Source organism: Sphingobacterium ginsenosidimutans (assembly GCF_039536865.1).
GTDB classification, from domain to species: Bacteria; Bacteroidota; Bacteroidia; order Sphingobacteriales; family Sphingobacteriaceae; genus Sphingobacterium; species Sphingobacterium detergens.
In genome coordinates this window covers 393,952-419,349 of sequence record NZ_BAAAZK010000008.1, presented here as the reverse complement: position 1 = coordinate 419,349, position 25,398 = coordinate 393,952, and the positions used below count along the sequence as shown (strand labels likewise).

Here is a 25,398-nt window from a genome sequence, read left to right as displayed (position 1 = left end):
TATATAGATAGCCTATTCATAGGCTTGAATGTATCAATTGGGTAAATTTCTATCTAACGACTAAAAAATGCCTTCAAAAACAAATTGGGCTGGTCCTTTGAGGAAAACCTCTGTAAAATGGTGTCCGTCTTTATGGAAGGAAACATACAGTTGGCCGCCCAATACACGAATTGGGATATTGATATCGCCTTGAAGATCTGCTTGCAGCGCTACCGCCATTGCTGCTGCAGTAGCACCGGTGCCACAGGCATAAGTTTCGTCTTCTACACCGCGCTCAAATGTACGGAGGAAATAACCATCTTCTTCTTTTTCTATAAAGTTGACGTTAATACCTTCTTTGGCATAGGTCGTGTTGTTGCGGATCGAAAAACCGTCTTGAAAAACATTTTTCTCTTTCAGGTTTGTAACGAAGGAGACATAGTGGGGTGAGCCGGTCTGCAAGATGTAGGCGTCGCCGTCGCGATCAAATTCGGTGACATCAATCATTTGTAGGTTGACAAGATCGGATGATAAGGAAGCGTGATGTATACCATCTACTGCCAAAAAGGCAGTATTGTCAGTAATAATGCCTAGGTCATGAGCAAACGCTACAATACAACGTCCGCCATTGCCGCACATGCTGCCTTCACGTCCATCTGCATTATAATAGATCATCTCAAAGTCGTAATTTTCTTTGTTTTGGAGCAGCATAAGACCATCTGCACCAATGCCAAATCTGCGGTCACAAAGGTTTTTGACCAGTGCTTCATCTGCCCGGTTAAAGGAATTGTTGCGATTGTCCACTAAAATGAAATCATTTCCCGCTCCTTGATATTTTGAAAATCTTACTTTCGATGCCATTATGTTGATTTGTAGTAACAAAAATACGTTTTTTTGTTACAAAAAATCGGCGGAAAGTTAAGATTTGTTAAAATTATTGCATTTGTCTAGCAATTAACATTTTTTAACGTGTCGGATTTTCCGAAGGCCTTGAAATGGTATTACATTTGAACATATCCGAATAAAATCGGTAATTTTAAGAGCAAAAATTATCAGCTTATATTAAGACAATTTAAAATATAGATAAGTTTATGAATAAGGTCGGTTTAACGCTATTAACAGCTGTTTTCGGTGGAGCAGTAGCATTAGGTGGTTACAAGCTTATTGAGAATAAAAAACTCGATGGTATGTCTTTCGAAGACAAACAGAAAGTTTATTTTGCCAATAACCCTACAGGTACAGGGGTAATGTCTTCGACAGGCAATCCTGATTTTACCCAGGCTTCGGCTGCAGTATCCCCAGGTGTAGTGCATATTAAGACAACATATAGTAGAAAAGGTTCCCAACAATCGCAGGGCTCTCCTTTTGATATGTTTGAAGAATTTTTCGGAATGCCACAGGGTGGTGGACGCCGCCAGATGCAGGCACAGCCAGTACAGGCATCCGGATCAGGTGTTATTATTTCGGATGACGGTTATATCGTTACCAATAACCATGTGGTAGAGGATGCGGATAAGATCGAGGTTGTACTGACAGACAAACGTACATTTGAAGCAAAATTGATTGGACGTGATCCCAATACTGATATTGCACTATTGAAAGTTGCAGGTAAAGGTCTTCCAGTAGTTAAGATGGGTAATTCGGATAACGTCAATGTGGGTGAATGGGTACTGGCCTTTGGTTATCCGCTTGGTTTACAGTCTACGGTGACTGCGGGTATCGTCAGTGCTACAGGCCGCGATATCGGTATATTAAGAGAGGGACAACAGCAACGCGGTAATCCTTTTGGAGGGAATCCTGAACAACCACTTGCGAGCTCGGCTATCGAGTCTTTTATACAGACAGATGCTGTAATCAACAAAGGGAATAGTGGTGGGGCATTAACAAATGCTTCTGGTGAATTAATAGGTATCAACTCGGCTATTGCGTCACCAACAGGGGTATATGCCGGTTATGGATTCGCGATCCCAGTTAATCTGGTGAAAAAAATTGCGGATGATTTTGTTGAATTTGGTAATGTAAAACGTGGTTATATTGGTGTTAGTTATGTGCCTATAACCTCGGAATTGGCCAAAGAAAAAGGTATTACAGAGATTAATGGATTATATGTGGATGAGGCAGTCGCTGGTGGAGCTGCTGAAGCTGCTGGTATTAAAAAGGGAGACATCTTAACGAAGGTCAATGGTAAGGTGATTACAGGTTCCCCTGTATTAAGTGAAACTATCGGCCGCTTACGTCCGGGTGATAAAGTGAATATTACCTACAAACGTGAGGGTAAGGAAAAACAGGTTTCTTTGACATTGAAAGGTGAGGAGTCGCTGAAATCAGCTTCTGGCGCGAGCGGAAAAGCTTCGAAAAGCGCAACTGAAATCTACAACAAATTAGGTGCAAGCTTTATTCCTGCTTCTGCAGCGAAGAAGAAAGAATTGGGTGTAAACTCCGGTGTTGTGGTGACACAAGTAAACCGTGGTGGTATATTTGATTACTTCGGTGTCGAAAGAGGCTTGGTCATTACGGAGATCAATGGAAAAGCTGTCAATAGTGTTGATGATGTAGAATCTGCATTGGGTGCCACTCAGCGTAATATTGTACGCTTAAAAGGTGTATCTCCGCAAGGTGGAGCCGTTCAACTCAGCTTCCCAGTGGAATATTAAAAAATGAATTAAGAATTGGTTGATTAATATAGTTTAGGTGGTTCTAACCGTAAGGTTAGGCCACCTTTTTTATTCATATTCAAGGGTGTCGTTTTTGTCCTTGGAGGCAGCAGGATCTTTACGGATTTTGGTGCATTTATTATGGAATAATATCCTTTCCTAGCATCCGGAGATGAAGATTATGGTACATAAATATCATCGTCTATTGTGCACTCCGTCATAAACCTTTGTGTGGATGGTTGAATGCATGAAAATTTAATTGGACATGCGTGGATATTAGGGCTCATATGATGTTTCAATTGTAACTGGAAAGTACGATTTCATCAGGCTTGTTTCTTTAATAGTTTAAGTTTAGTTATTTTGTGCAAGAATGTTGAGAGAAACTGGTCCCGTTTGAAAAATGAGCTGGAACAAGTTTAGGGTTATTGTTGTATAATTATACCCATGAAAGTTTAGAGGGCTATTAGGAAGTCAATAACAAACGATCTGTCCGAATGTTGATAGCAATGGGGATAGTCGACTTATCGTATTGCTCTTTAGGTTGCATGGTTTTAAAAAAGTATTTCGATGAAAATTTTAATGGTCTGTTTGGGAAATATCTGTCGTTCGCCATTGGCACATGGGATATTGAAGCAAAAAGTAAAAGATAAACAATTAAACTGGATTGTGGAATCTGCTGGTACAGGTGACTGGCATATTGGTGAGGCGCCCGATCGAAGGGCAATTGCAATTGCAAAAAAATATGGGGTCGATATCTCCGGACAACGGGCAAGACATTTCCAACCTGCATTTTTTAATGAATATGATCTTATTTTTGTCATGGATCGTCAGAATTTTGCGGATGTCTGTGCACAGGCGGAAAACAAAGATGATTTGGAGAAGGTGCAATTGTTTTTAGATAATGATATCGTTCCTGATCCGTATTTTGATGATAATTTGTTTGACCCCGTTTTTCAGATGATTGACAAGCGTTGTACAGAGGTGATCGCAAAGGTATCCCCCTCCTCGTAAATGACATTGATATTATCTGAATATCGTGAATTAATTCCTAATTTTCGGTGGTCAAAAATTCCAAGGAGCGGAAAACTTTTGGAGAGATCGGGGAATATGTTTTATAAAGGGTAATATGACAAGCCTTTACAGGTGAATTTGTCTTTTTTGTTTAAAGAAATAAAATGAAAGCAGCAGAAGTAAACAAGAAGTGGAGCACCTTGCAGGGTGAAATCGCTTCTTTATTTGATATGGAAAAGCCTGACATCAAGGTATGTTTATTCCTTATTGGTGTGCAGGAATTGGGAAAAGGTCCACAGACTTTCTCAAAGCGACAAAAAGAGGAGTTGATGCATATCGCAACCTGTCGTTTGTTCAGCGCAATGGGGTTCTATACCCTAAAGGGACTGGATGAAGAAGGATGGCCACACTGGGAGTTGGTGAAACCTATTCCTAACTACACCTTATTGGAGCAGGAACTTATTATGAAGTCCCTGATTATTGATTATTTTGAAGAGTTAAACGTCATCTAGGGTATGAGATTTTTGAAAGTTTGTTTAGTAACAGTATTTTGTTTTTTGCAAATCATGGCATTTGCAGCTAAACCGGAGTATAAATATGTGCAGATCGTTACGGATAAAGGAACCTGTGTCTTGCGTTTGTATAACGCAACACCAAAACATCGGGACAACTTTGTGAAATTAGCAAAAAGCAAATATTATGATGGTACTTTGTTCCATCGGGTTATTCAGAATTTTATGATACAGGGTGGTGACCCAGATTCAAGAAATGCGGTCGGCGGAGCTCAGCTAGGCAATGGAGGTCCCGGTTATACTATTCCGTCGGAAATCCAGGATGGACTATTCCACAAGAAAGGAACAATAGGTGCCGCCCGGGACAATAATCCCGCGAAAGCATCTTCTGGTTCTCAATTCTACCTTGTTCAGGGCAAAGTATTTACCCCTGAGGATCTCAGCCGCTTAGAGCAGACCCGGATGAATGGAAAGAAATTTTCTGAAGGGCAACGTCAAGCGTATACAACCGTAGGTGGAGCCCCACATCTGGACTGGAACTATACGGTATTTGGTGAATTGGTTAAAGGGATAGAAATGATCGACCAGATTGCGGCTGTGAAGACCGACAAACATGATCGACCGGAGGTAGACCAAAAAATGAGCATGCATGTGTTGACCAGACGTGAAGCGCTTAACCTGGAACGCGAACTGAAAGGTCTGAAGCCTCAAACAGGTTTCTTTACCAAGATAGGTGATCTTTTCTCATCTAAAGATTATTAAAAAGTATAAAGTTTCAAATCTAATATCTCAATACTCATATCTAAACAAATGAAAATAGTAACCTATAATGTGAACGGTTTGCGGGCAGCTTTAAAGAAAGATTGGTTAGGCTGGTTGAAAAATGTGGATGCAGATGTCATATGTCTTCAAGAAATTAAAGCCACTCCTGATCAAATCCCGGAAGTTGCTTTGCTGGAAGAAATGGGGTATGAGCATTACTGGTATCCGGCGCAGAAAAAGGGATATAGTGGCGTGGCCATCTTTAGCAAAATTACTCCTACACATGTCGAATATGGTTGTGGTCATGAAGACTATGATTTTGAAGGGCGTATCATTCGTGCTGATTTTGATAAAGTGTCAGTGATGAGTACTTATTTTCCTTCTGGAACAACAGGAGATGTCCGACAGGATTTTAAATATCGTTTTTTGGATGATTTCCAGTTATATAGCAATAAGTTGTTGGTTGAAAAGCCTAATTTAGTTGTATGTGGAGACTATAATATCTGTCATCGTGCTATTGATATCCATAATCCTAAATCGAATGCAAACTCTTCGGGATTTTTGCCTGAAGAACGTGAATGGATGGAAAACTTTATCAATTCGGGATATATCGACTCGTTCCGTCATTTGAATCCAGAACCACATAACTACACTTGGTGGAGTTATCGTGCAGGTGCACGTGCCCGAAATCTGGGCTGGCGCATCGATTATAATATGGTGTCAAAGCCGCTAGGGGCGCAGATCACATCTTCGCAGATTTTAGCAAACGCAGTTCATTCCGATCACTGTCCGGTTTTGCTGGAACTGGATGTGTAGATAAGAGTGATCCTAATAAAAAATATGCGGTCTAAAAAGTAACAGAGAAACTTCTATGCATTGAATATTTGGAAAGTTGCTGTGGAGATACAAATAAAATTAAAGAAAAACAGGGTTATCCGAACTTTTTTGGATAACCCTGTTTTTTATAAAAGTGGCATGTTGATCAATCCATTTAGATGGAGTTCGACTGTTTTGTTAAGCCGATGCCTCAATAGCTGTCATATTTAAACCTGACTATGGATGATGGAGAGTTGTTGAGCAACCTTCTCCGCAATCGTCAGGAACGATTTTGTTACAGGATCTTCTTGATCTATTGCGACAGGGAAGCCGTTGTCTCCGGCATCAGAAATCCCTTTAAGCAAAGGTATTTCACCAAGGAATGGTACTTTATATTCTTCGGCTAAACGTTTACCGCCGTCTTTACCAAAGATATAGTATTTGTTATCTGGTAGTTCTGCCGGTGTAAAATAAGCCATATTTTCAACAACTCCCAAGAGTGGGATATTGATACTGTCCATTAAAAACATGCCGATTCCTTTGACAGCATCGGCTAGCGCTACCTGCTGGGGTGTGGTGACAATAACTGCTCCAGCGATTGGGAAAGTCTGTGATACCGTGATATGAATGTCACCGGTTCCCGGTGGCATATCGACAACTAGATAATCCAGTTCACCCCAATTGGCATCATTGAAAAGTTGTTTGATTGCCGAAGTGGTCATGGGACCACGCCATGGAATAGGTTGATTGGGATCCGTAAAGAAACCGATTGAAAGTAGTTTTATGCCAAATTTTTCAAGTGGTTCAATTTTAACATGGCCGTCAGGCATCTCCACAGATCCGGGTTTGGCTCCTTCCAATCCGAACATCATCGGTAGTGATGGACCATAGATATCGGCATCCAATAGACCTGTTTTTGCACCCTTTGCATGAAGTGCAAGGGCCAAATTGGCAGCGACCGTTGATTTTCCGACACCGCCCTTACCCGATGAAACCAGAATGATGTTTTTAATCCCTGAAACCTGAGCACCCTGTTTGCCGACCACATTGGAAGTCATGTTGATCTGGACTTCAAGATTTTTATCAATAAAATGTGCTATGGCGTTGCGGCAGGCATGCTCTATATGATCTTTTAATGGGCAGGCGGGAGTAGTCAATATAACATCGAAGGCAATTTTTTGGTCTTCGATCTGAATATTTTGAATCATATTCAATGTTACAAGATCCTTTTTTAGATCAGGCTCTTCAACATAGGATAATGCATTTAATATTTGTTCTTTGGTAACCATCTATTATTCATTTGAAATCATGGAATACAAAACTACTCATTGCTGACCAATTTCATGTCATTTGTTTGTTTTTAATGGAATTAAGATCCATATATCTATGCATTATTGATGAATAAGGTTTTCCTACAACCTCAGAGAAAATTAACGAGGAGCCTACTTCGCTGTATTGCGTGTCTCTAATTCGGTAATGGGAGGAGTGGTATTTTTTGTGTATTCGGGAATTAGATAGGCCATATTATATACCTTTTAAATGCTGTTGTGGAAGAGTTGTACTTTGTCTGGTTTCCGTGTAATTATAATTGTATATGAAGGCAAATTTATCTAAGTTTGACTATTGATATGCATGGATTTGCATGAAATTGTAATTATGTCCGATCGATTTATAACATCTCTGAAGTCCCGCAAGTGGCGATGGCTTTACATTACTTTGGCTGTTTTCTTGATTTTAGTAATCGCGGTAGGCACTTATGCTTACCAAAAGAGAGACGGGATGCTCATGGGGGCCATCAATAAAGCAAAAGCTAAGCTGCTGGAAAAGTATGATATGGATTTGAAAATTCAATATTATGCTTTTCAGGGAATTAATGCGGTGCAGTTTAAAAATATACAGTTGTTACCTAAAAATAGGGAGCCACTGGCACAGATTAATGATCTGACGGTATCTGTTAAACTATGGCCCCTTTTATTTGGTGATGTAAAGCTAGGGGAAGTTATTCTGGACAATGCAACAGTGTCTTTGGTCAAGAAAGACACCATTAGCAACTACGATTTCCTGTTTAAGAAACAAAAGAAGGACACAGTCGAGAATGATAATCCGAAACAGAATTTGGCGGCATTGGCGGACCGTCTACTAAAGAACGTATTCTTTAAAATCCCGAATGATCTAGATCTTAAAAATCTTGAGCTTTCTTATAAGGATGACAGTACTTCACAACGTATTGTTATACCCTCTGCTGTCATTGATGGCGGTGATATGGAATCTAAGTTTTTGCTAAATGATCATGAGGCTGCCTGGAACCTAACAGGAACAATAGATTCGGATAATCAGGAATGTGATCTACGGCTTTTTTCAGATAAGAAGGAGGTGAATCTTCCACTATTGCAGCGCAAGTTTGGTCTGGCCGTTAGTTTTGATGAGATATCCTTTCGATTGGACAAGGCCAATCGGCGCAATAAGGAGTTGCTGGAATTACATGGGCAATGGGGCTTTAAAAACCTGAAGATAAATCATTGGCGTATCTCCAGCAAAGACGTTATTTTCCCTGAAGCGACCATGCAGGGGGCGCTCAATATTGGCGCTTCTTCTATTGAAGTCAGCAAGGAGAGTACGGTACAAGTCAAAGATTTTGTTTTTTCTCCTTATTTAAAATATGTACATAAGCCAGAGAAGGAAGTTTTTTTGGCTATTCACACAGATAAAATCAAGGCACAGGACTTTTTTGATGCAATGCCGGTTGGGTTGTTTCCGGGGTTGGATGGCATACAGGTTGAGGGGCATATTCAATACGATCTAAATTTTGCTTTGGAATTAAAAAAACCTGACAAACTTCTTTTTTCGTCCAAAGTGGATGATAAAGATCTGCAAGTCGTGAAATGGGGCGAGGCTAATATTGGGATGTTAAATACACCTTTTACCTATACAGCTTATGAAGATGGTAAACCGATGCGTGAGATTGTGGTCGGACCGCAAAACCCGAATTTTACACCTTTGGATCAGATCTCCCGTTATATGCAGATTAGTCTGATCAATACCGAAGATCCCTTTTTCTTTAAACATAAGGGCTTTGAAGAAAAGGCTTTCAAACTCTCTATTGTCACAAATATCAAAGAAAAAGGCTTTAAGCGGGGGGCAAGTACGATATCAATGCAATTGGTGAAAAATGTGTTTCTGAACCGTAATAAGACCGTCGTCCGGAAACTCGAGGAGATCCTATTGGTTTGGCTGATGGAACGTTCGCAGCAGGTCAGTAAAAAACGGATGTATGAGGTTTATCTCAATGTTATCGAGTGGGGTAATAATGTCTATGGAATCACCGAAGCGGCCCGCTATTATTTTGGAAAAACTCCAGCTCAACTCGGACTTGGAGAAAGTATCTTTTTGTCCAGTATTGTGCCACGTCCGAAGAAAGGACTTAACTTTTTTGATTGGACTGGGCATCTTAAGGGAAATATGCTGCGCTATTTTAATATCTATGGCCATATCATGACTAAAACGGGACAGATAGGTGTTGATTCGACCACATCAGCCTATGGTTTCTATGAGGTCCTATTGCAGCCGCATCTGCGTGCTGCCAGACCTGCAGTTGTAGATTCTATAGACACATTGGATATGGGGGATGATCCATTGTTATTCGATGATCTGGGGAACGGAGGTGCCGCTGATAATCTGGAAGGTGTTTCTCTTCCTAAAACCATAAAAAAGATGTCTCATCCTGAAAAACAGGACGAGGAAACGGCCGAACCGGAAAAACATAAGCGATCTATTTTCGATAAGATCCTAGGTCGGAATAAGGAAGATAAGGGAAAAACGGAAGACGAAACGACAAAGAACCCGAAAAAGGAACAGAAATAACCTGATAAAATAGGTTCATGGTTGATTGCTTTCATATTGATAAAGCTTTTGATTTGTTATATGGGATGTAGAATCAAAAAATTAGCTTGCTCAATACCTTGGAAAATCTGTCTGGAGAAAAGAAATGATACCGATAAAAATAATATAGTGGAATGAAAAAAATAGAAATTGACGGATTGCTTTTTGAACCCCTTTTTGAAGAAGAACAGATTCAGAAAAGAGTTCGTTTGATGGGGATAGACATTAGTCTGCGATATGAGCATAAGCAACCTGTTTTTATAGGAGTTTTGAATGGTTGTTTTATGTTTATGGCGGATTTGCTTAAACAAATAGAAGTTCCCTGTGAGATGTCTTTTATTAAATTGGCCTCCTATATCGGTACCGGTCAATCTGAATTGAATGAGCTTTTGGGTTTAGGTATTGATCTAGAGGGACGTGATGTGATTATCGTGGAAGATATTGTAGACTCCGGACATTCGCTGAAACATACATTGGATGCCGTGAAAAGATTAAATCCAGCCAGCGTCATTGCATGTGCACTTTTGGTTAAGCCTGAAGCACTGCAATATCATTTTGAAGAGTTGACCTATGTTGGTTTTGAGATTAGCAAGGAGTTTGTCGTGGGTTACGGGATGGATTTTAACGGTCTGTGCCGCAACTTGCCAGATATTTATAAGAATGTTCCTGTTTAGATTTTAATATTGAAATTTTGGTCTCGTAAGATCTGTTTTGCTATTAGAAATAGATCAAGGAACAAAGGGTAAAACATCCTTTAGCGAGGTAGCCCGTTTTTTATCTTTGTTCCTTAATCCTATAACAATGTAGCTTAGTATTTAAAAGAACAAGTTTCAATATGATCATTGACCATACCCACTGCTTGCATGTATGCATAACAAATCGTGGAACCAAAAAACTTGAAACCTCTTTTCTTCATGTCTTTTGCTATTTTATCGGAAATTTCGGTCGTTGCAGGTACATGTTGCAAACTAGGCCAATGGTTGGTCAACGGTTGCTGTTCTGGTAAAAATGAATACAGGTAATTGTAAAAGCTGCCATATTCCAGTTGAATTTTTTTAAATAGCCGTGCATTTGTAATGGTCGATTCTATCTTATTTCGATGTTTGATAATACCGGAATCTTTCAGGAGTGCTTCGACATGATCTGCTGTATAAATAGCGACTTTACTGACATCAAAATTGGCAAATGCTTCCTGATAAGCCGATCTTCGGCGGAGGATCGTAATCCAGCTCAAACCAGCCTGAGCTGACTCCAGTACTAAAAATTCAAATAAGGTTTTATCATCCTTGACTTGTCGTCCCCATTCTTTATCGTGATAGTTGACATACTGTTCATCAGATCCGCACCACTGGCAGCGTATAATTTCTTTTGGCATGTTCTATAAAGATTTTTTGAATGCAATATAACTTTTTATCCTAACTTTACGACCATAAAAAAGTTTCGAATTTAAACGGTCTGTGATTTCTTCATCGCCGATAAGGAGCAGTTTATTTCAATGAAAGTTAACATCTTTAAATATTTTATTGTCTTTGTAATCCTCTTTGTGTTTTCGGCTGTACAGTTGAGTGCACAACGACGGGCATTGCGACATGTTGCCCAAGATAGCGTATCCATACCCGATAGTACAGGTATTTTAAGAGATTCTATTCTATCGCCTAATCAGGAGGTGCTGGCATCTTTAAATCCGGCCCTGCAAAAGCAATATCGGATTGTCACTGTAGAAGCGGAGGGGCTGGTTGTTCACAATATCTATGACTATGATGTGAAACAGTATTTTAAAGGTGAACCGAGTAATAATGCTTTGACACGACAATATGGAACTCCTAAGCCGCATCGGGAGAACTGGATATTATTTACTGTGCTCTTTTTGATATTTGGAGTTGGTTTAATTCGCATATTTTTTCCTTCCGATTTAAAATTGGTCTTTCAAGGTTATTTCGATGACCGGGTGTTGTTGTCGGTTAGTAAAGAAGATACGATCCTAACCTCTTGGCCGTTCATTTTCCTGTTTGTATTATTTTCGGGGGCAATGGCACTCTTTGTTAGTTTGTTTTATGCTTATGAATTGAACCGCTTTGATTTTATTACCTTTCCCAATTATATTAAAACCGTAGGTATGGTCGGAGCGCTATTTGCCTTAAAAATTGGCTTTATCCGATTTTTATCCTTTGTTTTTGAAATAAGGAAGCTAGTAAAAGAATATGTGACAGTGTTGTATCTGATTTATTTTAACACGCTCTTTTTGATGCTTCCTGTGTTATTAATATTGAGTCTTGTCCCTTTAAGCGCTGTTGGTGTCGTTTTACATTTGGCTATTATTGGAGCAATCCTGTTATTCTTATATAGATTTCTCAAGACAGCGGCGCATATTATGTCGATGTATAAATTTTCAATTTCCTATTTAATTTTGTACCTTTGTTGCCTAGAAATAGCACCAATATTAATACTGTTAAGATTATTGAGCTAAAACTGGTTAATATGCAAACTTCAGACGTAGAAAGAGCAAAGAAGGTAAAAAGTGTACTGGTGACTTTACCAAAACCTGAAAACGATAAGTCCCCTTATTATGATTTAGCAAAGAAATACGGGTTAAAATTAGACTTTCGAGGTTTTATACACGTAGAAGGGGTTCCTGCCAAAGATGTGCGTAGGGATAAAGTTAATTTAGCAGATCACACTGCGGTAATATTTACAAGTAGAAATGCTGTAGATCATTATTTTAGGATATGTGAAGAAATGCGGTTTGAAGTGTCGGCAGAAATGAAATATTTCTGCATTTCAGAGACGATTGCCCTCTATCTTCAAAAATATATTCAATATAGAAAGCGCAAAATTTTCTTTGGTAAACAAACGGCTAAAGATCTGGAAGAGGTTTTGAAAAAACATAAGGCTGAAAACTTCCTGTTTCCTTGCTCGGATGTTGCTAATGAAGAAACAAGTAATTGGTTACAGCAAAATGGCTATAAGTTTACTCCGGCAGTTCTTTTTAGAACTGTAGTAAGTGATCTGAGTGATCTTAAAGATGTATTTTATGATGTAATTGTATTCTTCAGTCCTTCTAGTGTTCAGTCGCTATATGACAACTTCCCGGACTTTAAGCAAAACAATACCCGTATCGCTGCGTTTGGAGCTTCGACGCAACAGGCTCTCTTAGAACATGGATTGATATTGGATATTCCTGCTCCTACACCAAAAGCACCTAGTATGACGATGGCTGTAGAAGAATACATTAAAAAAGTAAATAAATAATAACCTATCTTAGGTTGATGATATAAAGGGTTTTTTTAAACCCTTTTTTTGTTGGATTTGGTTATTCTTTGGGATTCAAAGGATTATGATTGCATTGAGTTTGCCTATGTAATACAATCACAATAAAAAATAGTCGCTTAGTTTTCATGCGGTTGATAAAGAAACCTGTTATGAACTCGATCGAGGCATACAGTTTGTAGATAATTGAGTTGCTATAACAGATGATTCATTTGGTTTGTTAAAATAAGGTTCTATAAAGTAGATCCGGGTTGTTGTAGGATGAAATGTAATAAAAGTGACAGATGTCATTGAGATTTTAATTATATTTCTATTAAATTGTAATGGGGTTATTTGTTCCAATTAAAAATAAGGTGTAGACGTTATTTTTAAAATTTGGTAGAGATATTTTTTTTATGTTTGTAATTAAGCAAAATTAGTCAGTCGTGAAGTTAAAGCAAGTTGATAAAATTTCGGGCATTCGATCAGAGGACTTTTTAAAAAACTATCTGAAACCAGGGTTTCCGGTGGTCATCACAGATTTTATTAGTGCTGATAGTCCAGCATTGAAGAAATGGAGTTATGATTACTTTAAGGAAATAGCCGGGGATATTAAGATTGATGTCTATGGAAAAGAAGAAGATTCAATGGACCGTGCTGCCAGTGCTCCTGTGGGGCAAATGACATTTGCGGAATATTTGGATCTGATTACCAAGGAACCTACCGAATTGCGATTGTTTCTGTTCAATCTGCTTAAAATACGTCCTGAATTAAAGCAGGATGTTATTTATAATGATGTGACCGGAGGAAAAGTGTTGCAATGGCTACCATTTATGTTTTTCGGAGGAGAAGGGTCTAGTACCCGAAATCACTTTGATATTGATATGTCTCATGTGTTCATTTCACAATTTCAGGGACTAAAACGGATCTGGCTTTTTCCGAATGATCAATCGGATCTGATGTATAAGTTACCGTACAACTTTCATAGTATTGCTAATCCGAAGTATAGTAATGTGGAGGAATTTCCGGGAATAGAATATCTGGACGGATATGAAGCTGTAATCCATCCCGGAGAAACATTGTACATGCCTGCAGGATGGTGGCACTATATACAATATGAGACCGAAGGATATTCGATTTCAGTAAGGGCGCTGGCTAATTCGATCAGCGAGAAATTGCAAGGGGCACGAAATCTTTTTATAACAAGACATTTTGATAATACGATGCGGAAGATCTTTAAGGATCATTGGTTTCATTACAAAATAAATACAGCCAAGCGCCGCGCAAATAATGCCATTAAGAGAAGTAAACGATAAAAATAAAGGGGATATCAATTGATATCCCCTTTATTTTTATCGTTTACAGCTGTTTGATCTACAGGATAACGATCTTTCCTAGACCGATTCTTCATTTTCTGCCCATTTGCTCGCTTCTCTATAGAACAGTGTATAAGGATCACTGGGATAGATGGTCGCATCCGGATTATGTCTAAATGGAATTTCAGGATTAAAAATCTCACTGAGTATATTGCTTAGGAATCCGACAAAGTTCTCTTTCTGAAAGGCGAGAAAGTCGGCGGTTAATACACCTTCTTTGCCATTAAACAGAGTTCCTTCCTCACGCATTTTTCGGGCAACATATAGATGTGGCTCCAGTTGCTTCCGACCTGTCTTTTGCTCAAATACATAGGCATAGAAAAGTGTTTGTATCAGCGCTTTATTTTCGGTATTAGGTGCAAACACTTGATCGATCTCTCTAAATATAACTGAATCACCTCCTGTTTTGTAATCGACAATCCGACTGATGATCCGATCATCATGGGTGAGGACTTCGTCGACACGGTCGATGATACCGTATAAAGTAACCTGTTCTTCTTTACCATTTATAGAAATAGGGAATGGAAGCGTGTAATCTGTGTCGTTCTCGAGTTCTATAATGCGGAAGGCCTTATAATTGGCGATATCATATTCAAGATACATTTTGATATATTCACAAGCGATCTTTAACATGATGCGCTGTAGACTATTTAAATCGCTTGTGGAATTTAATTCAACCTGATATTGAAAGCCTATTTCCCGAACAACAAAAGATTCGATCTGATTAAAGTGCTGTTGCAGGATATTCGTAGGTGTAAAGTCTTTTTCATCTTTGAACGGCAGGAATATTTTCTCCATAACATTGTGGATAACAGTTCCCAACTTGTTCATCTCAAATTCCTGTGAAATGGAAGGTGGCTCTTTGATATTCGCGATATGCTTGAGGAAAAATTGCAATGGCGATTGTAGATAGGTTGTGAGTGCCGTTGCTGATATTCTCTTCTGGTCGACAATAAAGTCCTGATACATCTTTTCCCATACTTCGCCCTGTTTTTCGATGATAATCTCTGTTGTTTTGTCGGCGAACTGGATCGTTTGTTGTTGAATTTTGCGTTCAAAATTAAACTTGCTCTCGAACTCAAGTTGTTTGATAAATCTACTTTCCTCTCCTGTTGAACTTTCGTCTACAAGCCCATTGTAAAAAATATGGATCCCCTCGCTATATTGAAAGTGCCTATAAAACAAATAGGCTGACAGTGCATCTTGATTTTCCAATATTGGTAACCCATAGGCTCTTCGCAGGCTGTTGGGGATAAAGGTTGGGGAATTGGATGTTTTGGGTAGGATACCCTCATTTGCACCTAAAATATATACATTGTCAAAATTTAAACAACGGCTTTCCAGAAGTCCCATAATCTGGATACCCTCCAGTGGATTTCCTTCTATCGCAGAATTTATCGGCGATATGGCTTTCTTGATCAGGCCAATCTGGAAGCTGATACTTAAAGGTGCCACTGTCTCAAATCCCAAAAGTAATTGGTTGAGTGTCTTTTTGGTTTCTATTAGTAAATTGTTGTCAATCTGACGGATGCGTTCATGTGCGGAAATACTATGCAGCAGATCGTCAACAATTGTAATGAGTGAAGGAATCAATTGCGCCGCGTGTACAATCGGAACGAAAAATTGAGGTAGTGCGCTTTTGAAATGGAGTTCTTCCAATGCGATTTCAAATAATTGCTTATCGGCGATTTCTTTCTGAATTTGCAGCTTGTCTTCCAAAGAAACCTGTGTCAAGGGATGATTGATGAATGTCTCAATGGTCTGATAAGAGATCTTGTTCCTCTTTAACTGCGAAATTTCTAAATGCACTTCCATCCATAAATCCAATATACCATAAATAGGGGATTGGGTTAAGGGATAACCGGTAGTAATATTGGGGTTAACATCAGGAAGACTTTGCAATAAAGGAACCAATAGGTTCTCATCGGCTAATAAAATAGCCGAAGTTTGCTCTTTGTTATTTTGTTTTTCAAGAATGTCATAAAGTAGTTTTGTCTGACTTATTTTTCCTGTGCTTGCATACAAGTTTACCGTTGAGGTTCTGTTGCCTATTATATTGGGGCTACTGCCGAGCGCGTTGACAAGTCCGGTCTGAAAGATATTTCGCCGAATGAACAAACCTGCTTCTTGCATATTGTCGTCCAGGTAATAGGAGTCTGCATCGAAGTAAAATAGTGCCTTTCCTTCTTCTTGCCATTGACGGAATAATTTAGCTTCGGCCCTATTCAGTGCATTGAATCCAACAAAAAGAATCTGTTTAAAGGATGATGTAAAATCCTGAAGGGTAGCTTTGCTCTCGACTAGATCTCGATAAATCGTCGGATAATTAGTTTGACCGGCTGCTTTAAGCGTTTCTTTAAACTTTGTGTATAATATTGGCAGTCTTTTCCATAATTGTAGAAACCGCTCTTGTACACCGCTATGGCCAGCAATGGAAAAGGATTGCCAAAACTGACGGATAAACCCTTGCTGTTCTTGTGTAAGGTGTTGGAAGGCAATATCAATTTTGGTGTTATCATAAAGCTCCATATAGAGCTGATCGATGGGGACCAGATCATAATCCAGTTGTCCAAAGTCACTCAATATAATCTCTGCAATAGGATAAAATTCTTCTAATGTTTCCGGTTCTTTACCCTCAGCGGCCAAAAGTTCGTTATGGATTTTAAACAGCTGAAAGAACTGTCCCAAGGGGCTAGCCTCGGCATCATTGGTCGATAATTTGAAGAATTCCTGTATAGTAAAAAACTGTGGAGACCAGATGGCCTGTCCATAGACCTCGGCAAGATGTTTTTTGAGATATGTAATCGGACGTTTATTGTTAAACACGATGGCAATCTCACTCAAATCGTTTCCAAAACGTTGTTGAATATCCGCTGCTACTAATTTTAAAAAGGCTGTTTGCATCGTGATCGTTTATTTTACTTCAATTAATTGATTTGATTTAGCATAGTAGAGGTAGGCTTTGACATTGTTGTAGCCTAGGTTCTCCAAGTTTTTCTTATAGTTGTCAACCTGATATTTATGTCCGATGTAATCCGTTTGTGTAAATTTAAAGTCGAGGACAATTGTCTCTTCCTCTGATGTGAAGACTTTATCAGGGCGGATGGTTTCTCCTTTAGCGGTAATGATACTGGCTTCATTCCAGATTTTATATTTTCCGGTAAGCCACTGATTGATGATGGGATGGTTCCAGATCAGGTTGATTTCTTGCATAAGGTAGGGTTCATCCTCTTTTGAGAGTATACCTTCCTGAATCAGCTGACGGACTAATCTGGAAATATCTTTTTCTTTAGCGATCTGAGACATGATTTCATGGGCCAGTATCCCATATTGTGCTGCTTTTTCCAGCATCATAATATCGTTGATTGTACGTGTGCTGGATTTCTCTAAGGCCATCTCCAGCTCTTTGGAAATAGGGTAGTGGCTGAGTGCAATGATATTGTCTTCTTGACTTTTAGGGGTGACTCGTTCGATAGTCTGATCAACCTTTATTTGGGCATCTTCTAAAGTAAATGGAGCAATAGAGGAATCCAATACTTGATAGAGGATATCGCTGATATATTCATCTTTGATATCATATCCTGTAATTTCGCCGGTCTTTTTGTCCACGGACTCTTTAAATGATGGAGCAGTAATATAGAGGTGTTCAACGGCACGTGTTGTCGCTACATAGAACGTATTTAGCGCATCCATATAATTGAATAGCATTTCCTCAAAATATTGTTTGAAGAACACAGACTTTCCAACTGTCGTGGTATATTTTATGGGAATTTTTCCTAACTGGGCAAATGGCGTATCGTAAGTGTCGATCCAGAAATCTCCATTGATCATCCCGTCCAGATCCCAGGAACAGAACGGGAGCATGACAACATCATAGGCAAGACCTTTTGATTTATGGATTGTTGTTACTTCAATAGCGTTTATATCACCATTAGAAGGTAGTACTGCGCGATTGCCATCTTCTTCCCAGAATTCTAGAAACTGAATAATTCCACGCTCACCATTGGTCGAGAAAGCCGAAATCATATCCTTGAATGCCAATAGGTAGGGAAGGTGAATGTTCTGTTCAGTCGTGAAGCCATAGATTTCGATGAGTTTTTCTATCAAATGAACCAAAGGCTGTTTTTGCCAAATTTCCCAGGAGTCGATCAATGCGTGGGGAAGAAAATCTTTCAACGCACGGATGTCGTTTGAAGCGAAGGTTAGCCAAGCGGTTTGATTGACCGTATTTTTCTGGATGGTCTGATAGAGATAGACGATTTTTGCTTTATGTATACTATGTTTGTCCGAATTGTATACGAGCGCTTTTAATGTTTCAATCAGGAGGAGTACAGCGTCGTTGCTGGCCAAGGATAGCGCATCTCCGGAGATGACCTCAAAGCTAAGATTCTCCTCTTTTTTGAAATCCATCAATTTCTGGATAACTAATTTCGCTTGTGCATTACTACGTACAAGGATCCCTATTTGTTTGGCTTGATATCGGCCAGTATGAAACCATTCACCTATCTTCTTACATAAAAGATGAAGAGACTCCTCGATGACCTGATTTCTCCTGTAGCGACCGTCAGACACAGGGATATACGAAATCTCGATGGATCCCAACTTATCGAGATTCCCTTTTTTGTGTGCAGGGATTTCCTGTTGACTATTTTCATAAGCTTTAACAAGCATATTATCATTGCCTGAGGCTGCCCACCAATGTTTCCCCTCTTCGTCTAAGTTTTCGTCTACTTTTTCATTGAGAACACGCTGTAGATGCTGAGGGATACTGTTAAAAAGATAGTTGTTTAGCTGGATAATATTTGGGAGACTTCTAAAATTGGTCTCAAGACTACCATTTTCTATAAAACTGATTTTGCTGCTCTCATCCAAGTGGAAGGCATGACCAATTTGCTGTTCGACCTGTTGGAGTAATATGCGCCAATCTCCGTTCCGCCAACGGTATATACTCTGTTTGACATCTCCAACAATGAGATGCTCACTTAGTGTACCATTGGCATCTGCAAGTGCATTGATCAATAGGGGGCTGTAGTTTTTCCATTGGATGCGCGAGGTATCCTGAAATTCGTCGAATAAAAAATAATTGAAGCGATTGCCGATCTTTTCCCAGATGAATGTCGGATCGTTGTTCTCATCGATCCCAAGTTTATTTAACAGGATCTGTGAATCGGAGATTAATTGAGCGCCGTTTTCCTTACGCCATTGGGTCAGTAAGTCGCTCATTTCTTTGAGCAAACGTAGGTAATAGAGATTGTTTTGTACCGCCTGATAAGCAATGTAAGCTGCTAGATTCTCCTGTAGTGCCTGAAAAGACTGTAAGATGGGAGCAAGCGCTAATTGGAGGTCGTAGCGTATATTTTTGTCGCTATCTGTAAATGCGTCCTCATTATCTATCAATTGTACATATTTGTCCAATATTTTGGCAATTTCTGAAGAACTTAACTTGTCTGTCTTTTTACTGGTCTTGCTAGCTGAGATAATCTTATTGCGTGATTTTCCCTTGAGCTCATTTTCACTGATGTTGAATCTTTTGAACGTATCATTGAAAGTTTCGATGGTCAGCGAAAGTGCTTCGGTAAAGGCATTTATTTTTTGTTCGATTTCTTGATTCAGGAGGTTGAAAACTTCTCTTGGGTTTGCTGAATTAATATAGCTGTCAAATTCCTGGAAATTTTCAGAGAAAATAAGATTGGCTAGGCCCATCAATTGTTGTCGATAGTTCCAGTTTTCATTTTTGGCTATTTTTTTCTCCGCATAGGCGATGATCCAATCAAGGAGATCGGGGCGTTCATCCAACAACTGATTGAGCATGACTGTCAATTCATTTTTGACTTTATTGACATTCATTTCTATCTTGTAGGCCGCATCGAGGTTGAGTTCGTATGTGAAAGCACGGATAACTTTTTGAGAAAAACCATCAATCGTACTGATGGTAAAATGACTGTAGTCGTGTAAGATCCGACGGTAGACACGGTAGGATTTCTCCTGGATCAAATAGCTTGTCCAATCGGGTTGTTGCTGCAGCAATAATTTTCTGAAATCTTCGATTTTGGGACTGGGATCGCCAATAGCTAGGCCGTGGAGCACAGAGAGTATGCGCTCTTTCATTTCTGCGGTGGCCTTGTTGGTAAACGTTACCGCCAATATCTCCTTATAGCTGTTTTCATTGGACAGCAATAATGTTAGATAATGTAGTGTCAGACTAAAGGTTTTTCCAGAACCGGCCGAAGCTTTGAGTATTTTTAATGGCGCAACAGATTTCATGGAATGAAGGTAGAAAGTAAAATGTAAATTGGCAAAAATGCCGAAGATTATTTTAATTGAGAAAAATATACTTAATTTGCTTCTAATTTATTGACCAAATTATTGTTTTATGAAATATACAGTGGGTATCCTTGTATTATTATGTATTACCTTTAATTATTCTTGTAAAAAAGATGGATCTGAAAAGGATAATAGTAGGCTTATCGAATTTAAAAATACAACCTTATCCGCTTCAAATGGCGCCGAAACTAGTTATCTACTTGAATATGATGACCAAGGGTGGGTAACAAAAGTAAATGAACAGCAGTTCCATTATGGGGCAAATGGGCGAGTGGATTATTCGCGTATTGCGCTTCAGGATAAAACGGGCGGAATTGAACGGGTGAAGATCGTGCGTTTAAGCTATCATTGGGACGAACAGAATCGTCTGAAGAGTGTATTTGTTGATAGTTTGTATAATAAGAGCGCACCGATTAAAGATGGAATAAACACTGTAGGCGCTGAATCGCTCATTAAAGATAAATTATTGACAAGCTATTCTTATACTTCGAACATGTCTGTACCCTCCAAAATTGTCTATCGGAAACTGGAAAAATTCTATGAACAAATTGGAGATGAGCAGGAGTTGACTTTTGCCTATAATGGCGATAATATCCAAAAACTGAAAAGCTTTCTATATTTCTCACCGCTTTTCAATAATCCCGGAGACCCTAAACTTGAATTCACGTTATTCTCTTTTTTTCAATATTCTACGACGCTAAACCCTCTTTATCCTATTTATAAACAAATGGGGTTTAATCCGATTGATATTAATCAGGTGGTATCCAAAAATTTAGAAAACGCTTTTTTCTCTGCCCTAATTCAGGGAAGGACCAATCAGGAAATGCAGCCGGATTGGACAAAGAAAACAGCTGTAAAAATTACCTTGGACGCTAGTGGCAAACCTACAGCAATGAATTATGTTGTTAAAGGGGATTTTGAAGGAGTTAAAGATGTCATTTTCAGCGAAGTTTTATTAAATTATGTCTATGAATAAAAAAAAATAACTATCTTTGCATCCCCTCTAGTATGAAGCTCGGGGGATATGTTGAATACATAAAATAAAATTAAGAAATGGCAACTAAAATCAGATTGCAAAGACATGGTAAAAAAGGACGTCCTTTTTACCACGTAGTCGTAGCGGATTCTCGCGCTCCACGTGATGGTAAATTCATCGAACGTATCGGTTCTTACAACCCAAACACAAATCCTGCAACTATTGTTTTGGATTTTGAAAAAGCTTTGGATTGGATGAATAAAGGTGCTCAACCTACTGACACAGCTCGTGCTATCCTTTCTTACAAAGGTGTTCTTTACAAAAAACACTTACAAGGTGGTGTGAAAAAAGGTGCTTTTGATGAAACTGCTGCTGAAGCTAAATTCACTGCTTGGACTGAAGCTAACGAAGCTAGAATCTCTGGTAAAAAAGATGGTTTAGCTCAATCTAAAGCTGATGCTAAGAAAGCTGCTTTAGCTGCTGAAGCGAAGAAAAAAGAAGAAAAAGCTGCTGCTGTAGCTGCTAAAAATGCTCCTGTAGCAGAAGAACCTGCCGCAGAAGAGACTGAAGCTCCTGCATCAGAAGAAACTGAAGGTTAATTCTTTCATAAAGTATTCGAGAAAGCCGACTCAATCTTGAGCCGGCTTTTTTAATAAAATAGTTTATGTGTTAAAATGTGATGCTGATTGCTCTAATTTAAAATAGAAGGCCGAGCATATTATCCTATCGCTATACAAAAAAGTGAAAATAAAACAGATGCTGTATATATAGTGGAAGCCGAAAGGAAAAGCATCTCAATACTAATATCCTAATACGCAATATTACAAAATGACTATCGATCAAAGTTTTTATATAGGCTATATCAGCAAAACGCGAGGTCTAAAAGGCGAGATGCAATTGTTTTTCGAATTTGAAGACTATGAGAGTTTGGATATAGATGTCGTCTTTTTGGAGGTCAACAAAAAACTTGTACCTTATTTTATCGATGCTATAAAACTGCAGAAAAATAGTACCGCCTACGTGACATTTGAAGATGTTGATCATATCGACAAGGCACAGGTGCTTGTTCACAAAAAGGTTTATCTACCCAATGATAAAATGCCAGAACGGGATCCCGATGATTTTAGATATACGGATTTAATCGGATTTTTGGTGATCGATGAAACCCATGGTGAACTGGGGGAAATTACGGATGTACAGGAATTTCCACAGCAATTCGTCGCGACAGTTGATATGAATGGTAAAGAATTGATGTTCCCCCTATCCGATGATTTAATCGTTGGCATAGATGGTGAAGAGGAGATTATTGAAGTAGAATTGCCTGAAGGACTAGTCGATCTTTATAAAGAATAAAAGTGGACGGACCTCTCGTAAATTATCCCTGATTGCAAATCGGGATTTACTTTAGAGCATCGTTCTTAATTCCCATAAATTTGAATGAAAAAGGTCTAAGTTCGTAAAGGAATTTAGACCTTTTTCGATTCAATAAGTTGAGGTTTTAAATCATATTTCGCTTCATCTGACAAAATTTTTGTTTTGGGACAGTCAGGGATCTCTTACTCTGATGGATTTTGTTTAAATTGGTACTGAATAATCAATATATTGACCACTATAAACGATCTGTCTTGAAACTATTACTGCTAATTATTTCAACGATATTCTTATCCTCTTGTGCTTTCTTTGGGAAGAACAAAGAATTTCCGATCGGAAATTATCAAGTTATTTGCGGTTATACCAATGACGGCTACCTAGAGGCCAAAGCTAAGGATCCGCTAAATATTGAACCTGATGCATATTGCGATCATCCGCTTCATTATCGTTCTTTTCTCTCCCTTCGGGATAAGGGACAATTTGTCCTTGCGATAGGTGATATCTTGCTCTATGGCAGATATAGATTTGAAGGGAATAAAATTGAATTGGTGGATGATAAAAAGGGAACCATCTCTTTGGATATAATTCAAGTAAAAAAGAATTTCATACAATTGAAAGGTGATTTCTCCCAATTCAATTCAGCCCATTTGCCAAATACGGAACGGTTGTTTCTCAATTTCGAATTAGACAAAACACCACTTCGCGAGCAGCCTAGTAAATTTGATAGTGTAGTCAATCTTTGGCGTAATATTCCGACAAGTGCTGAAAATGATCAAGAGGTAAAGGCCCGCGCATTAAACTTTTTAGATTATTCTATAGCATACTTTCAGCACATCTCAAATTCTGGCGTCCATAGTGATTATAAGATAGATGGGGTTGAATCTCCAATTACTTATGCGCAAAATGGCATTGTATTAAAACAATGGGAAGATGTTCCTGTCTCATGGAAAGAGCTGTTTTACAATGAGGAGAATGCATTGGTTGCCTATAAATATTTAATGGATGGGTTTAATTATGGAGAGAAGGAGAAATATAGTGTCTCTGGCTTACTGCTGATCACATTCTATTTAAAGAATCTACGTAATTCTCTTTCAACTTTGAAATAATTTGTATGGGAAGATCTGGAAAAAAGACAGCTTTGTTACTATAATTTATAGCTTTTCGAAAAAATGTTTTTGTTGTTTGATTTTTTAAGACGATATTAGCAACGCTTATAGAGAAAGGCCGAGGGACTAGACCCAGTGAAGCCTTAGCAACCTGTATTGTTCAAGGTGCTAAATTCTACCCTGCTCCATGTGGGAAAGATAAGTTACATGCAGATAGACATATCCTCGACTTGTGCGTTTCGATGTAAGCCAACCCAAACTTAAAACAGTTTTTTAATGAAGATTATCGACCATATCCAGAATGCTAAAGGAAAAACATTGTTTTCTTTTGAGCTATTGCCTCCTGCAAAGGGACAGGGCATCCAAAGTATTTTTAAGACAATGGATGAACTGATGGAATTTAAACCGCCCTTTATTGATGTAACCTATCATCGGGAAGATTATATCTATAAGGAACATGCAAGCGGGCTGTTGGAACGTGTATCTTATCGTAAGCGACCAGGAACGGTGGCGATCTGTGCTGCGATCATGAATAAGTATAAAGTGGACGCAGTGCCCCATCTGATATGTGGTGGCTTTACCAAAGAGGAAACTGAAAATGCCTTGATCGACTTAAATTTCTTGGGTATCGATAACGTATTGGTATTACGAGGTGATGCACGCAAAGGAGATGCTGATTTTATTCCAAGTGAAGGCGGACATGCTTTTGCAACGGATCTATTGCAACAGGTAACGGATATGAATAAAGGAAAGTATCTTCACGAAGATATTATCACATCTGAAAAAACCGATTTTTGTATCGGTGTCGCAGGATATCCGGAGAAGCATTTTGAATCTCCTAATTTCAATACTGATTTTAAATATCTGAAGCAAAAAGTGGATATGGGTGCTGAGTTTATTGTAACTCAGATGTTCTTTAACGTGGAGAAATATAAGGAATTTGTGACCAAATGCCGGGACAATGGAATCCATGTGCCTATCATTCCGGGACTCAAACCATTGACGACCAAAAAGCAACTGGTTACTTTGCCAAGAATTTTCCACCTGGATATTCCTGAGGAATTGAGTGATGCTGTCGCAGCATGTAAAACCAATGCTGATGTAAGGCAAGTAGGTGAAGAATGGCTTGTGCAACAATGTCAGGAGCTGATAAAATTTGGTGCTCCAGTATTGCACTTTTATACCATGAGTAATCCTGGGCCAACGAAAAAGATTGTCGAGAAGTTAGCCTAAAAAATACAAGAGGAGCGAGGGAAAACCCCTCGCTTTTTTATTACTTCTATCGACGGTATACTGCTTTGTACTTGTGAATTGAATCCTCTTTTATTCCATGGCCATATGCAGCTTTTGAGATGAAGTTTGCCATTACCCCTGCTTTCAAAACCA

At 38.9% G+C, this 25,398-nt stretch carries 20 protein-coding genes and 1 riboswitch; of the genes, 15 read left to right on the top strand and 5 right to left on the bottom strand.

Annotated elements, in window-relative coordinates; genetic code table 11:
• Positions 1 to 60: 60 nt before the first annotated feature.
• Positions 61 to 840, bottom strand: coding sequence for a diaminopimelate epimerase (gene dapF / locus ABFX33_RS22115; RefSeq protein WP_346088293.1), 780 nt, complete (start codon positions 838 to 840; stop codon positions 61 to 63).
• A gap of 230 nt (positions 841 to 1,070) precedes the next feature.
• Here dapF and ABFX33_RS22110 point away from each other — a divergent pair, with 230 nt between their 5' ends.
• The 5 genes from ABFX33_RS22110 to ABFX33_RS22090 all read left to right on the top strand — a co-directional run bounded on the left by ABFX33_RS22110 (position 1,071) and on the right by ABFX33_RS22090 (position 5,734).
• The gene (locus tag ABFX33_RS22110) at positions 1,071 to 2,633 is read left to right on the top strand and encodes a Do family serine endopeptidase (protein ID WP_346088291.1); all 1,563 of its coding nucleotides are present in this window, start codon (positions 1,071 to 1,073) and stop codon (positions 2,631 to 2,633) included.
• A 567-nt stretch (positions 2,634 to 3,200) separates the two neighbouring features.
• Entirely contained in the window at positions 3,201 to 3,644 is a 444-nt protein-coding gene (locus tag ABFX33_RS22105) for a low molecular weight protein-tyrosine-phosphatase (protein ID WP_257086971.1), read from the top strand.
• Between the two features lie 164 nt (positions 3,645 to 3,808).
• The gene (locus ABFX33_RS22100) at positions 3,809 to 4,156 is read left to right on the top strand and encodes a hypothetical protein (protein ID WP_120260307.1); all 348 of its coding nucleotides are present in this window, start codon (positions 3,809 to 3,811) and stop codon (positions 4,154 to 4,156) included.
• Positions 4,157 to 4,210: 54 nt separating this feature from the next.
• Entirely contained in the window at positions 4,211 to 4,918 is a 708-nt protein-coding gene (locus ABFX33_RS22095; protein ID WP_346088289.1) for a peptidylprolyl isomerase, read from the top strand.
• A 48-nt stretch (positions 4,919 to 4,966) separates the two neighbouring features.
• Entirely contained in the window at positions 4,967 to 5,734 is a 768-nt protein-coding gene (locus ABFX33_RS22090; protein ID WP_346088287.1) for an exodeoxyribonuclease III, read from the top strand.
• Positions 5,735 to 5,961: 227 nt separating this feature from the next.
• Here ABFX33_RS22090 and ABFX33_RS22085 read toward each other — a convergent pair whose 3' ends face one another.
• Positions 5,962 to 7,023: an Mrp/NBP35 family ATP-binding protein gene (locus ABFX33_RS22085; RefSeq protein ID WP_346088285.1), complete on the bottom strand. Its 1,062-nt coding sequence runs from the start codon at positions 7,021 to 7,023 to the stop codon at positions 5,962 to 5,964.
• 367 nt (positions 7,024 to 7,390) lie between these two features.
• Here ABFX33_RS22085 and ABFX33_RS22080 point away from each other — a divergent pair, with 367 nt between their 5' ends.
• Positions 7,391 to 9,595 carry a transglycosylase domain-containing protein gene (locus ABFX33_RS22080; RefSeq protein ID WP_346088282.1) on the top strand — a complete coding sequence of 735 codons (2,205 nt, stop codon included), beginning with the start codon at positions 7,391 to 7,393 and terminating at the stop codon, positions 9,593 to 9,595.
• A 152-nt stretch (positions 9,596 to 9,747) separates the two neighbouring features.
• On the top strand, positions 9,748 to 10,287 hold the full coding sequence (locus ABFX33_RS22075; RefSeq protein ID WP_121120772.1) for a phosphoribosyltransferase: 540 nt from the start codon (positions 9,748 to 9,750) through the stop codon (positions 10,285 to 10,287).
• 134 nt (positions 10,288 to 10,421) lie between these two features.
• On the opposite strand, the gene ABFX33_RS22070 is transcribed toward ABFX33_RS22075, so the two are convergent.
• Positions 10,422 to 10,988, bottom strand: coding sequence for a DNA-3-methyladenine glycosylase I (locus ABFX33_RS22070; protein WP_120260303.1), 567 nt, complete (start codon positions 10,986 to 10,988; stop codon positions 10,422 to 10,424).
• A gap of 120 nt (positions 10,989 to 11,108) precedes the next feature.
• Here ABFX33_RS22070 and ABFX33_RS22065 point away from each other — a divergent pair, with 120 nt between their 5' ends.
• The 3 genes from ABFX33_RS22065 to ABFX33_RS22055 all read left to right on the top strand — a co-directional run bounded on the left by ABFX33_RS22065 (position 11,109) and on the right by ABFX33_RS22055 (position 14,175).
• Entirely contained in the window at positions 11,109 to 12,080 is a 972-nt protein-coding gene (locus ABFX33_RS22065) for a DUF4271 domain-containing protein (RefSeq protein ID WP_346088279.1), read from the top strand.
• An 11-nt stretch (positions 12,081 to 12,091) separates the two neighbouring features.
• On the top strand, positions 12,092 to 12,862 hold the full coding sequence (locus ABFX33_RS22060) for a uroporphyrinogen-III synthase (RefSeq protein ID WP_077437140.1): 771 nt from the start codon (positions 12,092 to 12,094) through the stop codon (positions 12,860 to 12,862).
• 443 nt (positions 12,863 to 13,305) lie between these two features.
• The gene (locus tag ABFX33_RS22055; RefSeq protein ID WP_346088277.1) at positions 13,306 to 14,175 is read left to right on the top strand and encodes a cupin-like domain-containing protein; all 870 of its coding nucleotides are present in this window, start codon (positions 13,306 to 13,308) and stop codon (positions 14,173 to 14,175) included.
• 78 nt (positions 14,176 to 14,253) lie between these two features.
• Here the strand turns inward: ABFX33_RS22055 and ABFX33_RS22050 are convergent, their stop codons facing one another.
• A complete protein-coding gene (locus ABFX33_RS22050; protein WP_346088275.1) occupies positions 14,254 to 17,139 on the bottom strand; it encodes a PD-(D/E)XK nuclease family protein in 2,886 nt (961 codons plus the stop codon).
• Between the two features lie 9 nt (positions 17,140 to 17,148).
• Positions 17,149 to 20,499, bottom strand: coding sequence for a UvrD-helicase domain-containing protein (locus ABFX33_RS22045; protein ID WP_346088273.1), 3,351 nt, complete (start codon positions 20,497 to 20,499; stop codon positions 17,149 to 17,151).
• 109 nt (positions 20,500 to 20,608) lie between these two features.
• Between ABFX33_RS22045 and ABFX33_RS22040 the strand changes: the two genes are divergently transcribed.
• The 5 genes from ABFX33_RS22040 to ABFX33_RS22020 all read left to right on the top strand — a co-directional run bounded on the left by ABFX33_RS22040 (position 20,609) and on the right by ABFX33_RS22020 (position 25,245).
• Positions 20,609 to 21,535, top strand: a complete 927-nt coding sequence (locus ABFX33_RS22040) for a hypothetical protein (RefSeq protein ID WP_346088272.1) — start codon at positions 20,609 to 20,611, stop codon at positions 21,533 to 21,535.
• Positions 21,536 to 21,612: 77 nt separating this feature from the next.
• Entirely contained in the window at positions 21,613 to 22,134 is a 522-nt protein-coding gene (locus ABFX33_RS22035) for a 30S ribosomal protein S16 (RefSeq protein ID WP_108634790.1), read from the top strand.
• 229 nt (positions 22,135 to 22,363) lie between these two features.
• Positions 22,364 to 22,888, top strand: a complete 525-nt coding sequence (gene rimM / locus ABFX33_RS22030; RefSeq protein WP_120260297.1) for a ribosome maturation factor RimM — start codon at positions 22,364 to 22,366, stop codon at positions 22,886 to 22,888.
• A 272-nt stretch (positions 22,889 to 23,160) separates the two neighbouring features.
• On the top strand, positions 23,161 to 24,012 hold the full coding sequence (locus ABFX33_RS22025; RefSeq protein ID WP_346088270.1) for a hypothetical protein: 852 nt from the start codon (positions 23,161 to 23,163) through the stop codon (positions 24,010 to 24,012).
• 102 nt (positions 24,013 to 24,114) lie between these two features.
• Positions 24,115 to 24,217: riboswitch (SAM riboswitch) on the top strand.
• A gap of 71 nt (positions 24,218 to 24,288) precedes the next feature.
• A complete protein-coding gene (locus ABFX33_RS22020; protein ID WP_346088268.1) occupies positions 24,289 to 25,245 on the top strand; it encodes a methylenetetrahydrofolate reductase in 957 nt (318 codons plus the stop codon).
• Positions 25,246 to 25,398: the final 153 nt, after the last annotated feature.

Bases quoted from the DNA above. Each gene is read 5' to 3' on its own strand.
- ABFX33_RS22085 (WP_346088285.1), bottom strand. From the start codon at position 7,023: ATGGTTACCAAAGAACAAATATTAAATGCATTATCCTATGTTGAAGAG.
- ABFX33_RS22070 (WP_120260303.1), bottom strand. From the start codon at position 10,988: ATGCCAAAAGAAATTATACGCTGCCAGTGGTGCGGATCTGATGAACAG.
- ABFX33_RS22045 (WP_346088273.1), bottom strand. From the start codon at position 20,499: ATGAAATCTGTTGCGCCATTAAAAATACTCAAAGCTTCGGCCGGTTCT.
- ABFX33_RS22100 (WP_120260307.1), top strand. From the start codon at position 3,809: ATGAAAGCAGCAGAAGTAAACAAGAAGTGGAGCACCTTGCAGGGTGAA.
- ABFX33_RS22105 (WP_257086971.1), top strand. From the start codon at position 3,201: ATGAAAATTTTAATGGTCTGTTTGGGAAATATCTGTCGTTCGCCATTG.
- ABFX33_RS22110 (WP_346088291.1), top strand. From the start codon at position 1,071: ATGAATAAGGTCGGTTTAACGCTATTAACAGCTGTTTTCGGTGGAGCA.
- rimM (WP_120260297.1), top strand. From the start codon at position 22,364: ATGACTATCGATCAAAGTTTTTATATAGGCTATATCAGCAAAACGCGA.
- ABFX33_RS22035 (WP_108634790.1), top strand. From the start codon at position 21,613: ATGGCAACTAAAATCAGATTGCAAAGACATGGTAAAAAAGGACGTCCT.
- ABFX33_RS22060 (WP_077437140.1), top strand. From the start codon at position 12,092: ATGCAAACTTCAGACGTAGAAAGAGCAAAGAAGGTAAAAAGTGTACTG.
- ABFX33_RS22050 (WP_346088275.1), bottom strand. From the start codon at position 17,139: ATGCAAACAGCCTTTTTAAAATTAGTAGCAGCGGATATTCAACAACGT.
- ABFX33_RS22020 (WP_346088268.1), top strand. From the start codon at position 24,289: ATGAAGATTATCGACCATATCCAGAATGCTAAAGGAAAAACATTGTTT.
- ABFX33_RS22065 (WP_346088279.1), top strand. From the start codon at position 11,109: ATGAAAGTTAACATCTTTAAATATTTTATTGTCTTTGTAATCCTCTTT.
- ABFX33_RS22090 (WP_346088287.1), top strand. From the start codon at position 4,967: ATGAAAATAGTAACCTATAATGTGAACGGTTTGCGGGCAGCTTTAAAG.
- dapF (WP_346088293.1), bottom strand. From the start codon at position 840: ATGGCATCGAAAGTAAGATTTTCAAAATATCAAGGAGCGGGAAATGAT.
- ABFX33_RS22075 (WP_121120772.1), top strand. From the start codon at position 9,748: ATGAAAAAAATAGAAATTGACGGATTGCTTTTTGAACCCCTTTTTGAA.
- ABFX33_RS22040 (WP_346088272.1), top strand. From the start codon at position 20,609: ATGAAATATACAGTGGGTATCCTTGTATTATTATGTATTACCTTTAAT.
- ABFX33_RS22095 (WP_346088289.1), top strand. From the start codon at position 4,211: ATGGCATTTGCAGCTAAACCGGAGTATAAATATGTGCAGATCGTTACG.
- ABFX33_RS22080 (WP_346088282.1), top strand. From the start codon at position 7,391: ATGTCCGATCGATTTATAACATCTCTGAAGTCCCGCAAGTGGCGATGG.